Source organism: Anaerobacillus sp. CMMVII, from assembly GCF_025377685.1.
Classification (GTDB): domain Bacteria; phylum Bacillota; class Bacilli; order Bacillales; family Anaerobacillaceae; genus Anaerobacillus.
Genome location: NZ_JACEHK010000015.1, coordinates 290,284 through 308,888 on the forward strand (window position 1 = coordinate 290,284; position 18,605 = coordinate 308,888).

Consider the following 18,605-nt stretch of genomic DNA (forward strand, 5'->3'; position numbering starts at 1 on the left):
AAATGCGGCAAAACTTAATGAATTATGATAAGGCACAAAAGACTTTTATTCAACATGCCTCCCATGAGCTGAAAACGCCAATTATGGTGGTGAAAAGCTATGCTAAATCAGTGAAGGATGGTATTTTCCCTCAAGAAAACATTGAACAAGCGATGGATGTTATTATTGAAGAAACGAACAGAATGGAAAAACGGGTAAAAGATATGCTTTACTATACAAAGCTAGATTCTGTTAAAGAAGAGATTATTCACCGCAATTCACTTGTTTTCGGCTCTATTGCTTATCAATTGCAAGAGCGCTATCGAGTACAGCGAAGCGACTTAGCTTTTATCGTTGAGGGCGCAAATGTGAACTTTAATGGTGATCGGGAGCAAATTCAAATCTTACTAGAAAACCTAGTAGAGAATGCGCTACGCTATGCTAATACAACTATTTGGATGAAGGCGAAGGTTGTTGATGAAACACTTGAAATTACCGTTTTGAATGATGGTGAGCACATTCCTTCGAATGAGCTAAGTCATATTTTACGCCGTTTCGAAAAGGAAATAAAGGTCAGTTTGGTCTAGGACTTGCGATTGTAAAGCGAATTGCTGAACTTCATGGTGGTTATCCAACTGTAAAAAATGAAGAGAATGGAGTTAGTTTTAAAATATATTTACCAATGTAAGATTTACTACAAGCTTTGGAGGTGCCAATTATGCGTAAAGGGATCGTTCATTATCAAACAGGGGAAAAAATTGATGGATATTTATTAATAAAAGCAGCAACAAAAGGGATTGCAAGTAACGGTAAGCCATTTTTAACTTTGCAGCTAGGAGATCACACAGGTGAAGTTGAAGCGAAGTTATGGGATTGTAATACTGACGACGAAACAACATTTGTAGGCAGTGTGATTATCCATGTTACTGGCGATATTCATGACTACCGTGGAAAGCAGCAATTAAAAATCAAGGGGATACGCCCTACTACAGCGATGGATCATGTGAAACTTGCAGACTTTCTACAATGCGCACCACTTGACCCAGAGGAAATGCTAGCAAAAATCACACAATACATTTTTGAAATGAAAAATCCGAATATCCAACGTATTACTAGGCATTTGCTAAAAAAGCACCGTGAAGCCTTTATAGAGGTCCCAGCTGCAACAAAAAATCACCATGAATTTGTCTCAGGTTTAGCATACCATGTTGTTTCAATGCTAGATCTAGCAAAATCATTAGCTAATCTCTATCCATCACTTGATACGGATCTCTTATATTCTGGTGTCATCTTGCATGACCTAGGAAAAGTAATCGAATTATCAGGTCCAGTAGCTACCACCTATACGTTAGAAGGAAAGCTTATTGGTCACATATCAATTATGGTCAATGAAATTGGCCAGGTTGCAAAGGAATTAGGAATTGATAGTGAAGAAGTTATGATATTACAACATCTTGTACTAAGTCACCACTCTAAAGGGGAATGGGGAAGCCCGAAGGCACCATTAATTCGCGAAGCGGAGATGCTTCATATGATTGATAATATTGATGCAAAAATGAATATGCTAGACCGAGCTTTAGAAAGAGTAAAACCGGGTGAATTTAGTGAAAAAGTATATGCTATGGATAATCGTAGTTTCTATAAACCTAGCTTTCAATCCTAGTTTAGAGTGTAAAGTGTAGAGTGTAGAGTTTTTAGTATTGCTTCGGAGCATTACTTACACAACTTTCAACTCTAAACTATAAACTCTACACTGAAAAATGGAATATCTATTAATAGAGTAGAATAGACTACTAGTACAAATCTATTAATAGAGGTGATTATATGAATCCAGTAAAATTTGTAGTAGCTTTAATAGGCGGTTTGTTAGTACTATTTTTTGTAAGAATTTTATTACTCGTAACACCGGTAGCAGCACTAGTTCAGGCTAGTCCTTGGTGGATTTATTTTGTTGTTGGTGGAATTATTCTAAGTGGCTATCTCTCATTTAAGTATTCGAAAGAAGATCGAGAAGTGGAGCAACGCTGGATTGAGCAAGAAGGAGAATTATTTATGGAGCCTATCCGAAAGCGTCGCCAAAATAAGAAAATGGTTAATGAATAAGAATCTTTTCGTAAACATTATGGACATCTATAAGCGACAATCTTGTTATGAGCAACAACAAAAGGGGCTGACTTTACGTCAACCCCTTTGTTTTTAATTAGTAAACGTAAGCTGCGCCAATAATAACTAATAAAATGAACAATACTAGGATTAAAGTGAAGCCTGCACCGTAACCACCTGTTGTTGGGAAACATCCTGTCATGTTTATCATCCTTTCAATTAGTGTAATGAGGAATTTCCTCTTAATCACTCTATGTAAATTTAATCCTTTTTGTACTAGGCGATTGTGTATTTTTCCCCTTGCTCAGAATAAAAAAATCAGCACACGAAAAAGCAGCATAATTTCGATTAGGAAATATGCTGCTTGATATTTATTTTAGTTATTAAAAGATGTTTAAATTGCTCGTCTTTGATTTGAATTTTAGCATCCTTCATTAATTCAGCTTGAACTTCTTCCAGTGGACGTGCTTGTCTTCTAGCAAGGAGTTCTTGTAAATCTTCTTTAGCTTCCTCTAATGACATCTCAAATGGTTTACGATCAGTCACTTTGATTATATGATATCCAAAGTCAGATTGAACTGGCTCACTAATTTCTCCAACCTCAAGAGCAAAAGCAGCTTTTTCAAATTCAGGTACCATTCTACCACGCTCAAAAGATCCTAAACTTCCTCCATTTGCACCACTACCAGGGTCAATTGAGTACTCTTGTGCTAATTCTGCAAAATCTTCACCCTGATTTAATTTTTCTAAGACCTCTTCAGCAGTTTCAGGTCCTCTACTAAATGTGACTAGCTTCAATTTCTTTACCAGCTTCATATTCTGCAGCAATCTCTTCTTCAGTAACTACTGCTCCCTCTGAAGCGACCTTTTGTACAACTAAGTGTTGCATAACTAAGTTACGGAAGTCGTCTTCATCAGTAAACCCTTGCATTAATAAGAAATTTAAGAAATCTTCATCTTCAGTTAGCCCGTAAGCTTCTCTAACTTTATCAAGTTCACTTGAGATTGCATCTTCAGAGATATTTAATCTCTCGGCATGTGCAGCAAATACCTTGTCTTGTACTAAGGCTAAAAGGACACCTTCACCATGTTTTTCTTTAAGGGCATCAAAAAACTCTGCCTCTGTAATTACGTTTCCTTCAATTTCCGCTACTGCTCTGCTTTCAGTATCAGTATTGTCACCACCACATGCAGTAAGTGCAATTACGCTTGTTAAAGCCAATGCTGTCAATAATTTCTTCATTTTTGCAACTCTCCTTAAACTCGTCTTCTAATTCAGCACAATGAATACTATAGCACAAAATCAGTAGAAATGAAAAATCTTGTTAGATAAACAATTTCTTTTAGTTACAGGAATAAACCAAATGATAACAATAACGATCCAAAAATAATTTGCAAGACTTTATATTTCATAAGAAATAGCTCGTTTCAGGAAAAGGTCGAATATGAAAAATAGAAAAAATACGGCATCTGCCCATTCATTATGTGGACCTAATGCATAGGATATCGTAAACCATTGAGAAAGGGGGGTCTTTCATGTCACACGCTTATCATGGTGGTTTTACGTTAATCGTTGTGCTGTTTATTTTATTAGTTATTGTAGGTGCAGCATGGCTTTAATGTTCGGCTAGTTTTATTGTGCTAAACAGTTAAAAAAATAAAATTTAGAGGAGGAATTAATTATGAGTCACGCATATGGTGGAGGCTTTGCTTTAGTGGTAGTATTATTTATCTTATTGGTGATTATCGGAGCTTCTTGGGCTTGGTAATAAGAAAAGCGTAAGGCGCCCGCTAAGCCCCGAAGGCAAATGTTCTAGCAGAAAAAAGTGCGACCTATCACTTTATTCTAGCTAGGTTATTTGACTGGAGGGGCTGGGTGTCTGAAGCTAGACAAGAACGCTTGCTTATAACAGTTTTAAAAAAATAAAAGATCCTCTTCACTTTAAGTGAAGAGGATTTTTATATATGATGATGTTAATAATATAGTAATTAAAACGTTTATCGTACGAAATACTTTCGGTTGTTTATCTTCAGGAATTTCTTTTTGAAGGCACAAAGTATTTGTCATAGAATTAATCATAAATAAAATAAATAACGCAAAGGGAAAATAAAAAATAAGCATTAGTTACCTCCGTTTAGTAGGGATACCATCTATAACTTTATCAAATTATCGAAAAAAAAGATAGCATTTTACTTGAAAATGAAAGGAATGATGATATGAAAATGAAAAGGAATATTTGGAAAATAGCGTTTTTTAGCTTATTAAGTAGTTTGGCATTCTTATTTATATTTATCATGATCGTATTGTATTTCTTCGTAGCATCACCGGATTATGCTGAACGTGAGCGCCATCAATCAATGGGAGATACAATGTTTGTTATATCGACAACTAAAGGTCAATTAAATCAGTTTATTGCGGAACAAATCTCCAGAGATGGTAATCAAAATTTCCAAATTATCCTTAAGGACTATATAGTGTTAGAAGCAACCATACCGTTATTTGGAAGAAGAATTACGATGCAAATAGATTTAGAACCACAGCTTTATGGGGATGGTGATTTGCTGCTAAAAAGTTCATCATTTCGCCTTGGTGAATTCCAACTCCCTAGTGATGTGTTATTTAGTTTAATTAAAAATACACTCTCTTTTCCAGAGTGGATCGAACTAAATGCAGCAGAAGAAACAATATTACTAAACATTACTGAAATCGATGCACTTGAAAGCATGTCAATTAAAGTAGTTCAGTTTGATTTGGTAAGAGACATTATCGAATTTGAATTAGTTTCATTGAATAAATGATAAGTTGTAAAGCAGAAAGAAAATAATGAAAAAGGACCAAATTTGGTACAATAAACAAATACGTAACACTATATGGATTTAGTTTTACATTTTAGGAAGGGGAGCATTATGGAAACAAATGAGGAAAAGTTGCGACGATTAGAATTTTATCAAGAAATTCTACTTACTGTAATTGATCAATCCTATCCATTCTATGCGCTTATTATTAAGCATGAACTCTCCAAACAAGAGGTGGAAGAAGTATATCAGCTTTGTGCGAAATTGGATTATGAGTTTACAAAACAAAAAGAAGAGGGCTTTGTTACTTTCAGCCCTCTTCTAACGCATTTTGTTGGTATGTTAAATTACAAATTGGAACCACATGAGACGATTAAAGCCCTTTATGACCAAGACATTTATCCCGAATTAATGGCTTTACTTACGAAAATTATTCATGAAAATTAGCTTGTTTCGGCTTTTGCATTAGGCTTAGCTACTAATCTTCCATCTTCCTCAGTAAAATCTTGCTCCATTTTTTCCAAGGTTTTTTCAAAGATTAACATAAAATCAGGACCGTATATATGCCTAATGATTGTCATGACCTCTGAGAATTCAGGGAATTTCCCGTATAACTCCTTAATAGGTAATGAGCCTTCATAAATTCCAGTACTTTTAGGATCATAGACTTCTAATGTATCTAAAAGTAATCTCTCCCCTTCAGCAGTCAAATACACATAAGTATTTCTTTTATCATTTTGCTTTTTAGAGAAAGTTAATAAACCTCTTTCCTCAAGCTTTTTCGAGAAGTTGAAGGCAGTCGAAACGTGCATAACACCAAATTTAGCAATGTCAGAAATAGAGGCTCCTTCAAGCTGGTAGGCGATTAACAAAATATGATGTTCGTTAATGTTTAGATCAAACGGCTTGATCCAGTTTTGCCAATCTTTTTCGGTAGACTTCCATAAAGCCTTACTTAATTGTGCAACTTTATGAGCAAATATAATTGACTGTTTAATGGAGTATGGCGCATTCTTATCCATATAAAACCTCCGTATAAATATAATTTATAATACAAAATGTAAATCAATTTAGAATTTTCATTATTTTTTCAGTAAAATGTTATTTACATAATATCACAATATATAATTCGATAACAATATAAAAAAATAATTTATTTTATTTTTCTGATAACATTCAGCACATTAAGGCTCTAAAGGGATTTTATGTTATTAACATAATATCAACAGGACTAGAAAAACTTGGCCTCTAGTCATTGGACAGGAAGGCCAAGTTATTTGGTGTGGCTTAATCATGCTGACAATTGTATTGAAACCTAAGATACTGGACGCTTAATTTCTCTTTCAAGTTGATCAATTGTCTCGTGAAGTTCTTGGATGCTTTTTTGAATGTCATTCATTGTTGGTTCAACATCTTTTTTCCACTCATTGATTGAGTCTTTTACATCAGAAGATACAGTTTTTAAAGTAGTAGCACTGTCCTTAGCAACTGATTCAACCTGATTTTTAAGCTGTAATGTTTTTTCTTTGACGTTAGACAATGAACTCATAAGGTTGTTTACGTTATTAACTAATAATTTTTGTACTTCGTTTCCGGATTTCGGAGTAGATAACAACGCAATAGCCCCGCCGATAATACTTCCAGTAATAAAACCGTACAATAGTGATTTGTTGCTCATTTTTTTCACCATTCCTTTCCTCTTTAGAGGTTTCCGTTTTTTATTAGATTATCACATTTTTGCTAAGGTTTGAATATAATTATAATATTTCAATAATATTCTTTTTAACTCAGTAATATAATCAATAAAGGATGCATAAAGAGGAGGGATTGGAAATGTATGGTTTTATCTTTGGCATGCTCTCTTTAGCTCTGTTGTTATTTTATGGAATGATTCACACATTCTTTTTCGTAAAAAAACTGAAACATGAACATGAAAATAAAAAAAAATACATTAGATACGGAAGTATGCTTGGCTTATACGGTTGCTTAAGTTTTATCATAGCAATTATCTTGTACTACTATGGAGTTGGGTAAATCCCAACTTCATTTTGCTTTTTTAGAAGTAAGAAGTCCTAGAAAATTCTACAAGTTACCTTTAAATTTTAGCATAAACTGCTGTAGAGCCTTACATGTCTCGTATGGAACTGCATTATAGGTGGAAGCACGGCATCCACCAATCGAGCGGTGGCCGTTCAACCCAACAAAACCAGCTTCTTTAGCTTCTAACAAAAACTTCTTATTTAACTCCTCATTAGCCAAGTTAAAGGTGATGTTCATAAGGGATCGGCTTTCCTTTTGGGCATGTCCTTGATAAAAGCCATTGCTATTATCAATGACATCATATATGAGCGAAGCCTTACGTTCGTTTGCTTTAGCTATTTCAGCTATACCACCCTGGTCATTAACCCAATGGAGAACCTTGTTTAACATATAAATTGAGAAGGTTGGCGGTGTATTATATAGAGAATTATTCTTTGAGTGTATACCGTACCGTAGTACTGTTGGAATTTGTTTTTCTGTCGTCTTTTCAAGCAAGTCTTTTCGAAGAATTACAATTGTTACTCCGGAGGGGCCTAAATTTTTTTGGGCACCAGCATAAATCATCGCAAACTTATCAATCGGTAGTGGCTTACTCAGAATATCACTAGACATATCAGCAATTAACAAATGATCTTTAACAGTCGGATAGTCCTTCCATTGTGTCCCGAAGATTGTATTGTTTGAGGTAATGTGTAAATAGGCATCTTCTGGAGATAGCCTTAGTTCGGAAAGTTCAGGTATCCGGTCATAATTCGTTTCTTTTGTGCTTGCTGCGATAGCAGTGGTATGTCCTAATATATTCGCTTCCTTCAAGGCTTTTTCTGACCAAGCACCTGTTAAAACATAATTTCCAATTTGCCCATCACTTAAAAAGTTCATTGGGATCATTGAAAACTGCAAACTTGCACCACCCTGTAAAAACAATATTTCATAGGTGTCGGGGATGTTCAGTATTTGCCTTAATAAAGATTGAGCTTCGTTATGGACATTTTCAAAATCCTTACTGCGGTGGCTTAACTCCATCACAGACATTCCAGTTTCGTTAAAATTTAATAATTCCTCTTGTGCAATTCTTAGTACTTCTTCTGGCAATGCTGAAGGTCCAGCATTAAAATTATAAGCTCTTTTCATTGTCTCCCACTCCTTACCTATAGCTCTTAATACAGTTACACTTTAAATGGTTAAAATATTATTTTTATCCTAACATGGTAAATACCTAAAGGCTATTACTTTTTTAATTATTCATAAAATTTTATCATTACATTAAATGAAGGATTAAGTAATGACTTTTTGAAGTAGCTGAGTTCAAGCAAAAACGGTCAAAAAACAAAGCATATGTATCTGTAAATATATAACGATGAACACTTTTGAACGTTTAAGAATGTACAAAATTACTCATCGTTTGTGGTTGATAATTCTGTATAAAGGACCACTCTATACTAAGCGCGGTGTTAACCGACGGTGATTGAAGTTCGGAAGGGATTATGTTGAAAAAAGAAATCATTCTGAACCTTTTTTTTATTTTTTTTGATATAAGTATTTTTAAATTACTTAGATGATGTCGAGTTCCAGCACTTTTTTTGTACTGGGACTAATTACTAAATAAAAGAACTCGCCTATTTTATTAAAAATCAGGCGGGTTCTCATCACTTTCAGCTAGCTGGTTTCTAGCTCTTACTTTAGCGAAGACGAAATGTCTTTTGCAATTTGTTGAAGGGATTCAGCTGTATATTGACTACTATGGTCTTTCCAAACTGCACCAAAACCATCACCTTTACCGTATCTTGGTATGAGATGAAGGTGATAATGAAAGACCGCTTGTCCAGCAGCTTTACCATTATTATTTAAAATATTGAGGCCTAATGGTTGATAAGCTTCCTTTATTGCGTTCGCAATTTTGGGAACGACAGCAAATAATTCTTTTGCTGTATCGGGTTTTAATTCAAAAATATTTTCTTGGTGAAGCTTTGGTATTACCAGCGTATGCCCTTTTGAAACCTGGCTTATATCCAAAAAGGCAAGAACATGTTCGTCTTCATAAACTTTAGCTGCTGGAATATCTCCATTTATGATTTTACAAAAAATACAATTGTCATGGTTAGACATCGAATCATCCTTTCGAACCATCTTATTTTATCCATTGTTGCCTAAAAGTACGAGAATATTTCCTCAGGAGAGAATATTTTCCATATTTTATCACAAAAAATTGTGCAATGCATTTTTCATAAGTAGTTTTCATAAAACATTATTGTGAGTGTATTTGCTGAATGCATTCACTCTGCTCATTATGTGAGGTCATTCTAACAAGCGCTCAAAAAAGTGTGTTTCTACTTAAAGAACGGAGTATGAATTATTCGAATAAATTTGAAAATTTTAACAAAAAAATGGCGGATCTTCCCTCTTTATGTTATAATAGTTTAAAAATTATAAATATTCTTAAAAGTATTTAAGGGAGGGTTAATCTATGCATGTACCATTAATAGTTACAGATTTTCTAGACCGAGCGGTCACTCTGTATGGGGACAAGGTTGCTGTCATTGATGATCACAAATTAGTTACCTACGAGGAATTAAATGACCGAGTAAATCAACTCTCATACGGACTAGCGGATTTGGGAATATCCAAGGGAGATAGAATTGCGTATTTAGCACCTAACACACTTGAAATGTTAGAGGGATTTTATGGTGTATTTCAATTAGGAGCTGTCATGGTTTCCTTAAATACCCGCCTACAACCTCATGATTATACATTTATTATTAATCATAGTGAAAGCAAGGTTTTGTTGGTAGATCAAGAACTTGTTCACTTAATTGAGCCTATTATATCTCAGCTAAAAACGATTAAGAAAATCCTTGTCCATAATTGTAAAAATGAAACTGAGCAGTTATCGGACTATGATGCTTGGGTAAGTCAATATGAAAAAGGCGATTATCCGCGGGCGATCCTTGATGAGGAAGATCTAGCATGTTTGTTATATACAAGTGGTACAACTGGGAATCCTAAGGGGGTCATGCTTACTCATCGAAACAATTATTTGCATGCACTAAGTACCATGCACCATTTACGTGTTTCTGACCAAGATACATTACTGCATATCTTACCTATGTTTCACGTAAATGGCTGGGGATCTCCTTTTTATTATACAGCTAATGGAGCTACACAAGTTATGATCCGTAAAGCTCAACCTGAACACATTTTTGAAAAAATTCAAAAGTACGGTGTTACAATAGCGCATATGGCCCCAACTGTCCTTAATTCTTTATTAGAATTTCATAAACAATACAAACCAAAAGTTGAGCAAGCCATGCGGGTAGTTATTGCTGGTTCTGCACCACCACCAGCATTTGTCGGTAGAGTAGAGGAGGATTTGGGCTGGGAGTTCATTCAAGTCTACGGAATGACTGAAATCTCACCGTTAGTAACAACTTCTCGAATTCGGTCTCAGCATGTTGAATTACCTATAGAAGATTTGTATCGCCTAAAAGCAAAAGCTGGATATGCGATGATAGGTTGCCAAGTTAAGGTAATAAATGATGAAGGGCTAGAAGTTGCGAAAAATGGTCAAGAAATTGGTGAGATTGTTACGCGTTCAAATGGAGTAATGAAGGGCTATTGGAAGAATGACGAAGCGACTCTAGATACAATTCGCAATGGTTGGCTTCATACAGGAGATATGGCAACTGTTGATGAGCGTGGATACATCGATATTGTTGATCGCAAGAAGGATGTGATTATTTCTGGTGGAGAAAATATTTCTTCCATTGAGGTTGAAGGAGTTTTATATGAGCATCCAGCCGTTTTAGAAGCTGCTGTTGTTTCAATACCACATGAGAAATGGGGAGAAGTTCCACATGCAGTCATAGTTATAAGGGATGGTCATGTGGTGACTGAAGAAGAGATTATAAGATTTTGCAGAGAAAAGTTAGCTCATTTTAAAGCACCAAAATCTGTTACTTTTACTGAAGAACTTCCTAAAACAGCTTCTGGAAAAATACAAAAAGTGCACCTTCGAAAAGAATTTTGGAAAACAGATCGCTTAGTAAATTAACATAAAGATGAGGATAACCATTAGTGGTTGTCCTTTTTTGAATTATGAAACTGAGTTATGAGTTTTATGAAGGGATTGCTTCGAAGCGATTCTATAAAAAACTCAAAACTCAACATTCAAAAATCAAAACCCTACACGAAATTACCAATTAGGAAGAAAATCTGCTACTATAATTGTAGTGTAAAAATTTTCTAACAAGGAGATTCGGATGAGCAAATTATTAGAATTAGATCGAGTTATTGGTGGCTACCATAGAGGAAAGCCTGTCTTGCACGATATATCTTTTTCTGTAAATAAGGGTGAGATTGTTGGTTTAATTGGTTTAAATGGTGCGGGTAAAAGTACAACAATTAAACATATCTTAGGTTTAATGGAAGCTCAAGAAGGTGAAATCCGTATTAACGGGAAGAACTTTCTAGAAGACCCCAACGAATATCGCCGCTCCTATTCTTACATACCTGAAACACCAATACTGTATGAGGATTTAACATTACAGGAGCACCTAAATGTTACAGCTATGGCTTATGGATTATCACAAGCAGAGTTAAAAGAAAGAAGCACCTATTTATTAAAAGAGTTCCGTATGGAAAAAATGTTAAATTGGTTTCCAGGTCATTTTTCAAAGGGAATGCGTCAAAAGGTTATGATTATGTGTGCTTTTTTGCTGTATCCTCCATTGTATATCGTTGATGAGCCTTTTATTGGGTTAGATCCAATTGCTATTAAATCTTTACTTAATCATATTGTAGACATGAAAGAGCGAGGAGCGGGAATTCTAATGTCTACTCATATTCTTTCAACAGCTGAAAGATACTGTGATCGTTTTATTATGCTCCATCACGGAAAGATCATTGTAGAAGGTACTTTAGCGGAGCTTAGGGTGAAAACGAATATGCCGAATGCTGCTTTAGATGACATTTACATTGAAATAACGAAGGAAGATTAATTATGAATAGTATTCAAGATTTATGGGGGAAACGAGCAAAAGAGTACTGGAATATGGCGATTCGCTACTTTCGATTAATAGGAAATAGTGGCTTTTTGTTCGCGATCTATATCGCAATTATTGTGGGAAGTTACTATTATAGTGAATTATTAAAATGGTTACCAGAGAGGTTTCCAGCAACGATCTTCTTAGCTGTAATCACAGCTCTTCTTTTAACGAGGAGCCCATTACGGTCATTTATCAAAGAAGGTGACATTGTCTTTTTGTCACCAGTAGAAGGAAAGCTAGCGTCCTATTTTCGCGCTTCTTTTTACTATTCATTCATTCTCCAATCTTTTGTTATTGTATTAGTGATTGTATTATTAACCCCTTTATACCGACATTTTATTGTTGATGATGCGAAAAGTCTTATACTAGTCCTCGTCATTTTATTTGTTAGTAAAGGCTGGAATCTTCTAGCTCAAGGTGAAGAAGGTAGGCTTTTATATGCTAGTGTTCGTAGGACGCATAAGTTTGGGAGATTTATGATCAACATGACATTAACATATTTACTATTTGCCGGAGCATCTCTCTATTTTTTAGTTACACTTTTTGCTATCAAAGGATTATTGATGTTGTTTTATTATCAACACTTAAAGAAACAGCATAGCTTAAAGTGGGAGCACTTAATCGAAGTAGAAGAACGAATGGTTATGTCATTCTACCGAATTGCTAATATGTTTACAGATGTACCAAAATTAAGTACTCGGGTAAAAAGCAGAAAACTATTAAGTGGGATTGCTAATTTCCTTCCCTTTAACCAAAGTTCAACATTTAAGTATTTATATTTAAAATCATTTATTAGAGCAAATGATTACTTTGGTATCTATGTCCGTTTATTGGTCATAGGAGTCGTTTTCATTTTTTATGTACAATTTGACTATGGTAAGGTATTTATTTCTATACTTTTACTCTATATGTCAGCTTTGCAACTATCGACGTTAAGCCAACATCATAGGTTATTAATCTGGACAGATTTGTATCCAATTAATAAGGAAACTCAAACGGATTCCTTTACGTTTATTGTTGCAGTTTTGTTAATCATAAAAACGATCGTCTTTACGCTTGCAACATTTATCGCAACAAATTCGTTGATGGAATCGTTAATTGTTTTGGGCATCGGGATGACCTTTAGTTATGTCTATTCATCTATCCTCTTACATAGAAAAAAGGTAAATGAAAGATAATCTAATGTAGAAAGGAAACGATTATGGCTGAACTTTATGAAGAGAAAGCAAAAAATGAACTAATGCGCTGGCAACGAAAGTTAGCTAAAAATGGTTTCTTTGCAAAAAAGTATGCCAAACATCTACAAACAAAGATTAATGAACGTATTCCAGAAAAAATCCATCATTTATTTACAACGAGTGTAAAAAAAATGGTCTATGCAACGTTGGTCGGCTCTGAATATACGACGACCACCATACCTTTAGAAGAAGCATCGCTTCAACAGCGGGAAGAACGATTAGATGAAAAAATTAAATTCTATAAAAAAACGGCTGCAATTGAAGGTGCCGGAACAGGTGCGGGTGGAATCCTCCTGGGAATGGTTGACTTTCCGTTGCTTTTGTCAATCAAAATGAAATTCTTATTTGAAGCCGCCAGTCTTTATGGTTTTGATGTTAAGGACTACCGTGAAAGACTGTTTATTTTATATCTATTTCAGCTGGCTTTTTCAAGTGCTGAAAAAAAGAAACAAGTTTATCAAACGATAAAAAATTGGGATGAAATAAAGGAACAGCTCCCAGAGAAAGATGTTTATTTGGAGGAAATTGATTGGAAGGCATTTCAACTAGAATATCGTGATCATATAGATTTAGTTAAGATGTTGCAATTGATCCCAGGATTTGGTGCAATAGTTGGCGCCTTCGCCAACTATCACTTCCTTGAAGTTCTAAGCGAAACAGCAAAAAATGGATATAGAATGCGGATTTTTAATTCGGGGAAGTAATTCTTCGTAGTGCGGTTATGAGTGTAGAGTTGGTGATTATAAATTCAGCGATGCTTAAATAAGCCCCTACTGCAACTGCAGATAGGGGCTTAGCTCAAAACTCAAAATCTACATTTCATTCGTATAGTACAACGCCAATTCACCCAGTAATTTTGCGGAGATTAAAAGCGATTTTTCATTGATATCAAACTTTGGATGGTGATGTGGATATGCTTTTTCCAAAGTGGGACATTTTGCTCCTGTAAAGAAGAAAGCACCTTTTACGTGATGGAGATAGTAAGAAAAATCTTCGCCTCCCATTTGTGGAATCATGTCTTCTACTTCGAGCACACCTGGGATAGTCTTTGCTAAAATTCCGACTTGAAGCGCTTCCTCATGGTGATTGACAACTGCTGGATAACCTCTTTGATAATCAACGGTACCAGTAACGTCTCCAGCCAGACATACACCTTCTACAACTCTTTTAATTTCATTTTCCAGTAAGGTTTGTACTTTTTCATTAAATGATCTGGCAGTACCAATGATTTTTACACTATCGGCTATTACATTAAACGCATTTTTTGCTTCGAATGATCCAACTGAAATGACGGCTGAGTCCATTGGACTTACGCGTCTGCTAACAATTTGTTGCAGGGCTAAGACCAGCTGAGCACCTATAACGATTGAATCCTTTGTCTCATGAGGCTTTGCACCATGGCCACCTTGTCCTTGAATGGTAATTTCGAAACGATCAGCAGCAGCCATGATCGAGCCTGATTTGTATTGAATTTTCCCCAGTGGCTCAGTAGCCCAAAGATGAGTTCCAAAAATGTAGTCCACTCCCTCTAAACAGCCGTCCTCGATCATTGCTTTGGCACCACCTGGTGCTAGCTCTTCAGCATGCTGATGAATGAAAACAATCGTTCCTGCTAATTCATCTTTTATTGAATGTAAAGCTTTGGCTAACCCTAGTAAACTTGCGGTATGCCCGTCGTGCCCACAAGCATGCATGACACCAGGAACTTTTGATTTATAAGGGACATCTTTCTCATCCTGAATTGGAAGAGCGTCAAAATCTGCTCTTAAGGCTACTGTTTTCCCTGGTTTTTTCCCTTTAAGAACTGCAACCACACCTCGTCCACCAACTTGTTCACGAACTTCATGACCAAGTTCGCGATGAAAATTAGCAATGTATTTTGGCGTCTCTACTTCATGAAATGATAATTCAGGGTTTTCATGAAAATGACGGCGCAAAGATACAATCTCCTCATAGATTTCATCAATAGTATTAAATAGTTTTTCTTGCATAATGGCCTCCTTATACTTTTGGGCGAAAAAAGCTTTAATAAAAACCCCAGGCCCACAAAGAAGAGTGGGATCTGGGGCTAGTTTTAATTGTTACTAAAAATTGAAAGGAATATATTGTGCTAAATAACCTGAAAGCCTTGCAAATAAGCCCGTGTATAATAGAATACCAAGAAGGACCATGATTCCACCACTTATTTTTTGTATCATTGGAATAAACTTATTCATTTTTCTAATTTTGTTTAATGATCTTGAATATATTAAAGCTACAATTAGGAACGGAATGCCCATCCCAATAGAATAAACAAATAATAAAAACATTCCTGATGCCATCGTTCCACTTTGTGCTGCTAAAATTAAAATTGAAGATAATGCTAGACCAATACAAGGGGACCAACCTGCTCCAAAGACAAAGCCGAACATAACCGAACCGAGAAAGCTTGTTGATTTTTTAGGCTTTGTTTGCAAGCGTTTCTCACTCATTAACATTTTAATTGAAAATAAGCCTAACATTTGTAGTCCCAGGACTACTATAACAATTCCGCCAATTTTCTCAAGGAGTTCCCGGTTTTTCATAAAGATTTGTCCAAAGAATGTACTAGATGCGCCTAATAGCAAAAAGATAATTGTAAAGCCAATAATAAAGCCGATACTTCTAGAGATAATGAGCTTTTTATCTGCAGCTAGTTGATTGTTCGAGATTTGTGTCCCAGTAAGTTGTGCTAAGTATGCTGGTACAAGTGGGAAAACACATGGAGATAAAAAAGAAATAATTCCTGCAAAAAGAGCAAGCCAAATCGAGATAAACGTAAATTCTGTTATGACCAAATTAAACACCTCATTAGTTTAGAGTTTAGAGTTATGAGTTTAGAGTTATGAAAGTAAGGCTTCGTAGAAAAGCTTAATACTACTCAACACTCAAAACTTACATATCTATTTTATCATGGACAATGTTAACAAATTGAAAACAATTTTGTAACTTTATGATAACCTCCTACGTATTAAAAAGAAAGTCGATTGCATTCAGTATTTGTCGAATGTACGTTAAAATAGTGTAAAGTATAGAGTAGTTGAGCTTCCTAGAGATGCATTCACAACTCAAAACTCAAAACTCTACACTCTAAAAGAAGGGGGGACAATTTATGCGAAAAAGAATCATAGTTGGTTCGCTATTGCTTTTAATAATGATCGTAATAAGCATTTCTATTTATATAGGTATTATTATCGCAGGAAACTATGCGATCGATAATAAAAAACTCGTAATGAGTTCAAATACGACATTAGTAGATAAAAATGGAGAGGTAATAACAAGCTTATTTGTTGAAAATCGTGAAATTGTTCCGCTTACTTCGGTACCCCTTCATGTTCAAGATGCCTTTATTGCCGTTGAGGATGCTAGATTTTATGATCATCGTGGGATCGATTTTCGCGCTATTGGCAGAGCGTTATATCGTGACATTGTTAGTAGGGCAAAAGTAGAAGGTGGTAGTACAATAACGCAACAATTAGTAAAAAATACATTCTTAACAAGTGAAAAGTCTTGGCTGCGAAAAACGAAAGAAGTGTTAATCGCAATAAATTTAGAACGTCGATATAGTAAAGAAGAAATTCTTGAAATGTATTTGAACCGAATTTATTTTGGGCATGGTGCATATGGAATCCAGGCTGCTTCAAAACTCTATTTTAATAAAGAAATAGGGGAACTGACAGTTGATGAAGGAGCTCTCTTAGCCAGTTTACCGAAAGCGCCAAATACGTATTCTCCCTTTAATAATCTGGAGTTAAGTAAACAACGAAGAGACCTAACGCTAAGCATCATGGAGCGACGTGGTTACTTAACTGCGGAGGAAACTGTCAGTCTTCAAGGGAGGACAATTAAAGTTGATTTTAATAAGATTACAGAGAATCCAGCGTATTTAACATATGTAGATATGGTTTTACAAGAGGCTGAGGCGCTTTATCAGCTTTCAAACGCGGAAATATTACGAGGTGGCTATACAATTGCTGTTCCAATGGATATGAGGCTTCAGGAAAGGTCGTATCAATTGTTTCAAAATCCAGATTATTTTCCAGAGGGTGGCCCTAATCAGGAGGTTGAAGGTGCAATAGTGTTATTAGATAGTGCTTCAGGTGGTGTCGTAGCCGCACAAGGGGGACGCAATTATGTCCGTAAAGGGCTAAATCGTGTCAACATCAAAAGGCAGCCTGGCTCAACGATTAAACCTTTGGTCGTATATGGTCCTGCTCTAGAAACTGGAATATATCAGCCTTATAGCTTACTAAAGGATGAATTAATCAGTTATAACGGTTATGAACCTAGGAACTACCATAACCGTTATGAGGGTCAGATGACGATGTATGACGCTCTAAAAGATTCTTCTAATGCGTCTGCGGTCTGGTTATTGAATGAACTTACAGTAGAAAAAGGTAAAAGCTATTTAGAAGAGATCGGATTGCCTATTCATGAGGATGGTTTAGCCCTTGCGTTAGGAGGAATGTCGGAGGGGATGACGCCTCTTCAGCTTGCTACTGCTTATCGGCCTTTTGCGATGGAAGGGAAAAAGGTAGACCCCTATTTTATAACTGAAATATACGATCGTAACGGGAACAAAATTGTTGAGAGGGCTAAGAGTGAACAACAAGTACTCTCTCCACAAACAGCTTGGTATATGACGAGAATGCTAGAAGCCGTGGTGAAAGAGGGGACTGGGCAGCCCGGGAGTATAAGTGGTTCTTTGGCAGGGAAAACTGGAACAACCTCTTATACAGAAGTCTCTGGAGCTGCGAGAGATGCCTGGTTTGTAGGCTATACCCCGAATGTAGTTGGGGCTTTATGGATGGGGTTTGATCGGACAGATCCCGATCATTATCTCACTGTAGGTAGCTCATATCCGACCAAATTATTTAAAGAAATCGTAAACGAGAATGACGCATTGGCGTTTGTAAAGCCACCCGGTGTTAACGATCTAGAGCCTCCTATTCGCTTTGTGGAGATTAATGATTTACAAGCAGATCTTGCCTTCAAAGATTTTGGACTAAATGTTAGATTAAACTGGACACCTTCGGCAGATGATAGACTTCAGTATCATATTTACGAAGTTAGTAGTTCGGGCAGATTAACGAAAGTTGGCCAAATCGAAGGGAAAGGTGAATATTTCGTTCGAGGTGTAAATTTATTTTCTCTAAATGAGTATGTTGTGAAACCATTTAATCCGCAAACCAACCTGGAAGGAAGCCCGTCAAATAACGCAAAAGTTCATTTTTCATTTGTAAGTGTTGCAGAATAACATATTAAACTTCACATTTATTGAAATGTGGAGTTTTTTGTTATGCCTTTTATAAAGGTTGGTTTCTCAAAGATTGATGCTAGTAGGTTTTTTTAATTATAGCCAGAAAATAACTAAGCAACTTGAAGTAAG

General features: G+C 35.7%; 22 protein-coding genes and 1 pseudogene. 13 read left to right on the plus strand and 10 right to left on the minus strand.

Annotation, left to right across the window (positions count from 1 at the left end; translation table 11 throughout):
* Positions 1-83: 83 nt before the first annotated feature.
* The 3 genes and pseudogenes from H1D32_RS25515 (at position 84) to H1D32_RS18715 (ending at position 2,082) form a co-directional block, all read left to right on the plus strand.
* Positions 84-667, plus strand: a pseudogene (locus H1D32_RS25515) (sensor histidine kinase).
* A 30-nt stretch (positions 668-697) separates the two neighbouring features.
* On the plus strand, positions 698-1,642 hold the full coding sequence (yhaM, locus tag H1D32_RS18710; protein ID WP_261179755.1) for a 3'-5' exoribonuclease YhaM: 945 nt from the start codon (positions 698-700) through the stop codon (positions 1,640-1,642).
* Between the two features lie 161 nt (positions 1,643-1,803).
* A complete protein-coding gene (locus H1D32_RS18715; protein WP_261179756.1) occupies positions 1,804-2,082 on the plus strand; it encodes a sporulation YhaL family protein in 279 nt (92 codons plus the stop codon).
* 97 nt (positions 2,083-2,179) lie between these two features.
* Here H1D32_RS18715 and H1D32_RS18720 read toward each other — a convergent pair whose 3' ends face one another.
* From H1D32_RS18720 to H1D32_RS18730, 3 genes are all read right to left on the minus strand, one after another.
* The gene (locus H1D32_RS18720) at positions 2,180-2,284 is read right to left on the minus strand and encodes a YjcZ family sporulation protein (RefSeq protein ID WP_261179757.1); all 105 of its coding nucleotides are present in this window, start codon (positions 2,282-2,284) and stop codon (positions 2,180-2,182) included.
* A gap of 146 nt (positions 2,285-2,430) precedes the next feature.
* Positions 2,431-2,880 (minus strand): peptidylprolyl isomerase, encoded by a 450-nt coding sequence (locus tag H1D32_RS18725; RefSeq protein ID WP_261179758.1) that lies wholly within the window; start codon positions 2,878-2,880, stop codon positions 2,431-2,433.
* Positions 2,861-3,325, minus strand: coding sequence for a peptidylprolyl isomerase PrsA family protein (locus H1D32_RS18730; RefSeq protein WP_261179759.1), 465 nt, complete (start codon positions 3,323-3,325; stop codon positions 2,861-2,863). The genes H1D32_RS18725 and H1D32_RS18730 overlap by 20 nt, the downstream gene beginning before the upstream one ends.
* 293 nt (positions 3,326-3,618) lie before the next feature.
* Between H1D32_RS18730 and H1D32_RS18735 the strand changes: the two genes are divergently transcribed.
* Positions 3,619-3,702, plus strand: a complete 84-nt coding sequence (locus H1D32_RS18735) for a YjcZ family sporulation protein (RefSeq protein WP_261180007.1) — start codon at positions 3,619-3,621, stop codon at positions 3,700-3,702.
* A gap of 62 nt (positions 3,703-3,764) precedes the next feature.
* A complete protein-coding gene (locus H1D32_RS18740) occupies positions 3,765-3,851 on the plus strand; it encodes a YjcZ family sporulation protein (protein WP_261180008.1) in 87 nt (28 codons plus the stop codon).
* Positions 3,852-4,024: 173 nt separating this feature from the next.
* Here the strand turns inward: H1D32_RS18740 and H1D32_RS18745 are convergent, their stop codons facing one another.
* On the minus strand, positions 4,025-4,204 hold the full coding sequence (locus H1D32_RS18745; RefSeq protein ID WP_071315944.1) for a hypothetical protein: 180 nt from the start codon (positions 4,202-4,204) through the stop codon (positions 4,025-4,027).
* Positions 4,205-4,299: 95 nt separating this feature from the next.
* Between H1D32_RS18745 and H1D32_RS18750 the strand changes: the two genes are divergently transcribed.
* The gene (locus H1D32_RS18750; protein WP_261179760.1) at positions 4,300-4,881 is read left to right on the plus strand and encodes a YpmS family protein; all 582 of its coding nucleotides are present in this window, start codon (positions 4,300-4,302) and stop codon (positions 4,879-4,881) included.
* A 108-nt stretch (positions 4,882-4,989) separates the two neighbouring features.
* On the plus strand, positions 4,990-5,325 hold the full coding sequence (locus tag H1D32_RS18755) for a DUF1878 family protein (protein ID WP_261179761.1): 336 nt from the start codon (positions 4,990-4,992) through the stop codon (positions 5,323-5,325).
* Here the strand turns inward: H1D32_RS18755 and H1D32_RS18760 are convergent.
* Together H1D32_RS18760 and H1D32_RS18765 are read right to left on the minus strand one after the other, a co-directional pair.
* Positions 5,322-5,900, minus strand: coding sequence for an HTH-type transcriptional regulator Hpr (locus H1D32_RS18760; RefSeq protein ID WP_261179762.1), 579 nt, complete (start codon positions 5,898-5,900; stop codon positions 5,322-5,324). The genes H1D32_RS18755 and H1D32_RS18760 overlap by 4 nt on opposite strands.
* Positions 5,901-6,193: 293 nt before the next feature.
* The gene (locus tag H1D32_RS18765) at positions 6,194-6,568 is read right to left on the minus strand and encodes a YtxH domain-containing protein (protein ID WP_261179763.1); all 375 of its coding nucleotides are present in this window, start codon (positions 6,566-6,568) and stop codon (positions 6,194-6,196) included.
* Between the two features lie 143 nt (positions 6,569-6,711).
* On the opposite strand from H1D32_RS18765, the gene H1D32_RS18770 reads away from it, so the two are divergent.
* Positions 6,712-6,912 carry a hypothetical protein gene (locus H1D32_RS18770; protein WP_261179764.1) on the plus strand — a complete coding sequence of 67 codons (201 nt, stop codon included), beginning with the start codon at positions 6,712-6,714 and terminating at the stop codon, positions 6,910-6,912.
* Positions 6,913-6,960: 48 nt separating this feature from the next.
* Here H1D32_RS18770 and serC read toward each other — a convergent pair whose 3' ends face one another.
* Together serC and H1D32_RS18780 are read right to left on the minus strand one after the other, a co-directional pair.
* Positions 6,961-8,049 carry a 3-phosphoserine/phosphohydroxythreonine transaminase gene (gene serC / locus H1D32_RS18775; RefSeq protein WP_261179765.1) on the minus strand — a complete coding sequence of 363 codons (1,089 nt, stop codon included), beginning with the start codon at positions 8,047-8,049 and terminating at the stop codon, positions 6,961-6,963.
* 543 nt (positions 8,050-8,592) lie between these two features.
* On the minus strand, positions 8,593-9,024 hold the full coding sequence (locus H1D32_RS18780; protein WP_261179766.1) for an HIT family protein: 432 nt from the start codon (positions 9,022-9,024) through the stop codon (positions 8,593-8,595).
* A 358-nt stretch (positions 9,025-9,382) separates the two neighbouring features.
* Here H1D32_RS18780 and H1D32_RS18785 point away from each other — a divergent pair, with 358 nt between their 5' ends.
* The 4 genes from H1D32_RS18785 to H1D32_RS18800 all read left to right on the plus strand — a co-directional run bounded on the left by H1D32_RS18785 (position 9,383) and on the right by H1D32_RS18800 (position 13,902).
* Positions 9,383-10,966 carry a long-chain-fatty-acid--CoA ligase gene (locus H1D32_RS18785; protein WP_261179767.1) on the plus strand — a complete coding sequence of 528 codons (1,584 nt, stop codon included), beginning with the start codon at positions 9,383-9,385 and terminating at the stop codon, positions 10,964-10,966.
* Positions 10,967-11,174: 208 nt separating this feature from the next.
* Entirely contained in the window at positions 11,175-11,912 is a 738-nt protein-coding gene (locus H1D32_RS18790) for an ABC transporter ATP-binding protein (protein ID WP_261179768.1), read from the plus strand.
* Between the two features lie 2 nt (positions 11,913-11,914).
* Positions 11,915-13,138 (plus strand): ABC transporter permease, encoded by a 1,224-nt coding sequence (locus tag H1D32_RS18795; RefSeq protein ID WP_261179769.1) that lies wholly within the window; start codon positions 11,915-11,917, stop codon positions 13,136-13,138.
* Between the two features lie 23 nt (positions 13,139-13,161).
* Positions 13,162-13,902 (plus strand): EcsC family protein, encoded by a 741-nt coding sequence (locus tag H1D32_RS18800; RefSeq protein ID WP_261179770.1) that lies wholly within the window; start codon positions 13,162-13,164, stop codon positions 13,900-13,902.
* Positions 13,903-14,010: 108 nt separating this feature from the next.
* On the opposite strand, the gene H1D32_RS18805 is transcribed toward H1D32_RS18800, so the two are convergent.
* Both H1D32_RS18805 and H1D32_RS18810 read right to left on the minus strand, forming a co-directional pair.
* On the minus strand, positions 14,011-15,189 hold the full coding sequence (locus H1D32_RS18805; protein ID WP_261179771.1) for a M20 family metallopeptidase: 1,179 nt from the start codon (positions 15,187-15,189) through the stop codon (positions 14,011-14,013).
* Between the two features lie 93 nt (positions 15,190-15,282).
* Entirely contained in the window at positions 15,283-16,023 is a 741-nt protein-coding gene (locus H1D32_RS18810; RefSeq protein ID WP_314733454.1) for a cytochrome c biogenesis CcdA family protein, read from the minus strand.
* Between the two features lie 305 nt (positions 16,024-16,328).
* On the opposite strand from H1D32_RS18810, the gene H1D32_RS18815 reads away from it, so the two are divergent.
* The gene (locus H1D32_RS18815) at positions 16,329-18,473 is read left to right on the plus strand and encodes a transglycosylase domain-containing protein (protein ID WP_261179773.1); all 2,145 of its coding nucleotides are present in this window, start codon (positions 16,329-16,331) and stop codon (positions 18,471-18,473) included.
* Positions 18,474-18,605: the final 132 nt, after the last annotated feature.

What these genes read in the sequence shown, in the direction of transcription:
- yhaM (WP_261179755.1), top strand. Translation starts at nt 698, where the DNA reads ATGCGTAAAGGGATCGTTCATTATCAAACAGGGGAAAAAATTGATGGA.
- H1D32_RS18715 (WP_261179756.1), top strand. Translation starts at nt 1,804, where the DNA reads ATGAATCCAGTAAAATTTGTAGTAGCTTTAATAGGCGGTTTGTTAGTA.
- H1D32_RS18720 (WP_261179757.1), bottom strand. Translation starts at nt 2,284, where the DNA reads ATGACAGGATGTTTCCCAACAACAGGTGGTTACGGTGCAGGCTTCACT.
- H1D32_RS18730 (WP_261179759.1), bottom strand. Translation starts at nt 3,325, where the DNA reads ATGAAGAAATTATTGACAGCATTGGCTTTAACAAGCGTAATTGCACTT.
- H1D32_RS18735 (WP_261180007.1), top strand. Translation starts at nt 3,619, where the DNA reads ATGTCACACGCTTATCATGGTGGTTTTACGTTAATCGTTGTGCTGTTT.
- H1D32_RS18740 (WP_261180008.1), top strand. Translation starts at nt 3,765, where the DNA reads ATGAGTCACGCATATGGTGGAGGCTTTGCTTTAGTGGTAGTATTATTT.
- H1D32_RS18745 (WP_071315944.1), bottom strand. Translation starts at nt 4,204, where the DNA reads ATGCTTATTTTTTATTTTCCCTTTGCGTTATTTATTTTATTTATGATT.
- H1D32_RS18750 (WP_261179760.1), top strand. Translation starts at nt 4,300, where the DNA reads ATGAAAATGAAAAGGAATATTTGGAAAATAGCGTTTTTTAGCTTATTA.
- H1D32_RS18755 (WP_261179761.1), top strand. Translation starts at nt 4,990, where the DNA reads ATGGAAACAAATGAGGAAAAGTTGCGACGATTAGAATTTTATCAAGAA.
- H1D32_RS18760 (WP_261179762.1), bottom strand. Translation starts at nt 5,900, where the DNA reads ATGGATAAGAATGCGCCATACTCCATTAAACAGTCAATTATATTTGCT.
- H1D32_RS18765 (WP_261179763.1), bottom strand. Translation starts at nt 6,568, where the DNA reads ATGGTGAAAAAAATGAGCAACAAATCACTATTGTACGGTTTTATTACT.
- H1D32_RS18770 (WP_261179764.1), top strand. Translation starts at nt 6,712, where the DNA reads ATGTATGGTTTTATCTTTGGCATGCTCTCTTTAGCTCTGTTGTTATTT.
- serC (WP_261179765.1), bottom strand. Translation starts at nt 8,049, where the DNA reads ATGAAAAGAGCTTATAATTTTAATGCTGGACCTTCAGCATTGCCAGAA.
- H1D32_RS18780 (WP_261179766.1), bottom strand. Translation starts at nt 9,024, where the DNA reads ATGTCTAACCATGACAATTGTATTTTTTGTAAAATCATAAATGGAGAT.
- H1D32_RS18785 (WP_261179767.1), top strand. Translation starts at nt 9,383, where the DNA reads ATGCATGTACCATTAATAGTTACAGATTTTCTAGACCGAGCGGTCACT.
- H1D32_RS18790 (WP_261179768.1), top strand. Translation starts at nt 11,175, where the DNA reads ATGAGCAAATTATTAGAATTAGATCGAGTTATTGGTGGCTACCATAGA.
- H1D32_RS18795 (WP_261179769.1), top strand. Translation starts at nt 11,915, where the DNA reads ATGAATAGTATTCAAGATTTATGGGGGAAACGAGCAAAAGAGTACTGG.
- H1D32_RS18800 (WP_261179770.1), top strand. Translation starts at nt 13,162, where the DNA reads ATGGCTGAACTTTATGAAGAGAAAGCAAAAAATGAACTAATGCGCTGG.
- H1D32_RS18805 (WP_261179771.1), bottom strand. Translation starts at nt 15,189, where the DNA reads ATGCAAGAAAAACTATTTAATACTATTGATGAAATCTATGAGGAGATT.
- H1D32_RS18815 (WP_261179773.1), top strand. Translation starts at nt 16,329, where the DNA reads ATGCGAAAAAGAATCATAGTTGGTTCGCTATTGCTTTTAATAATGATC.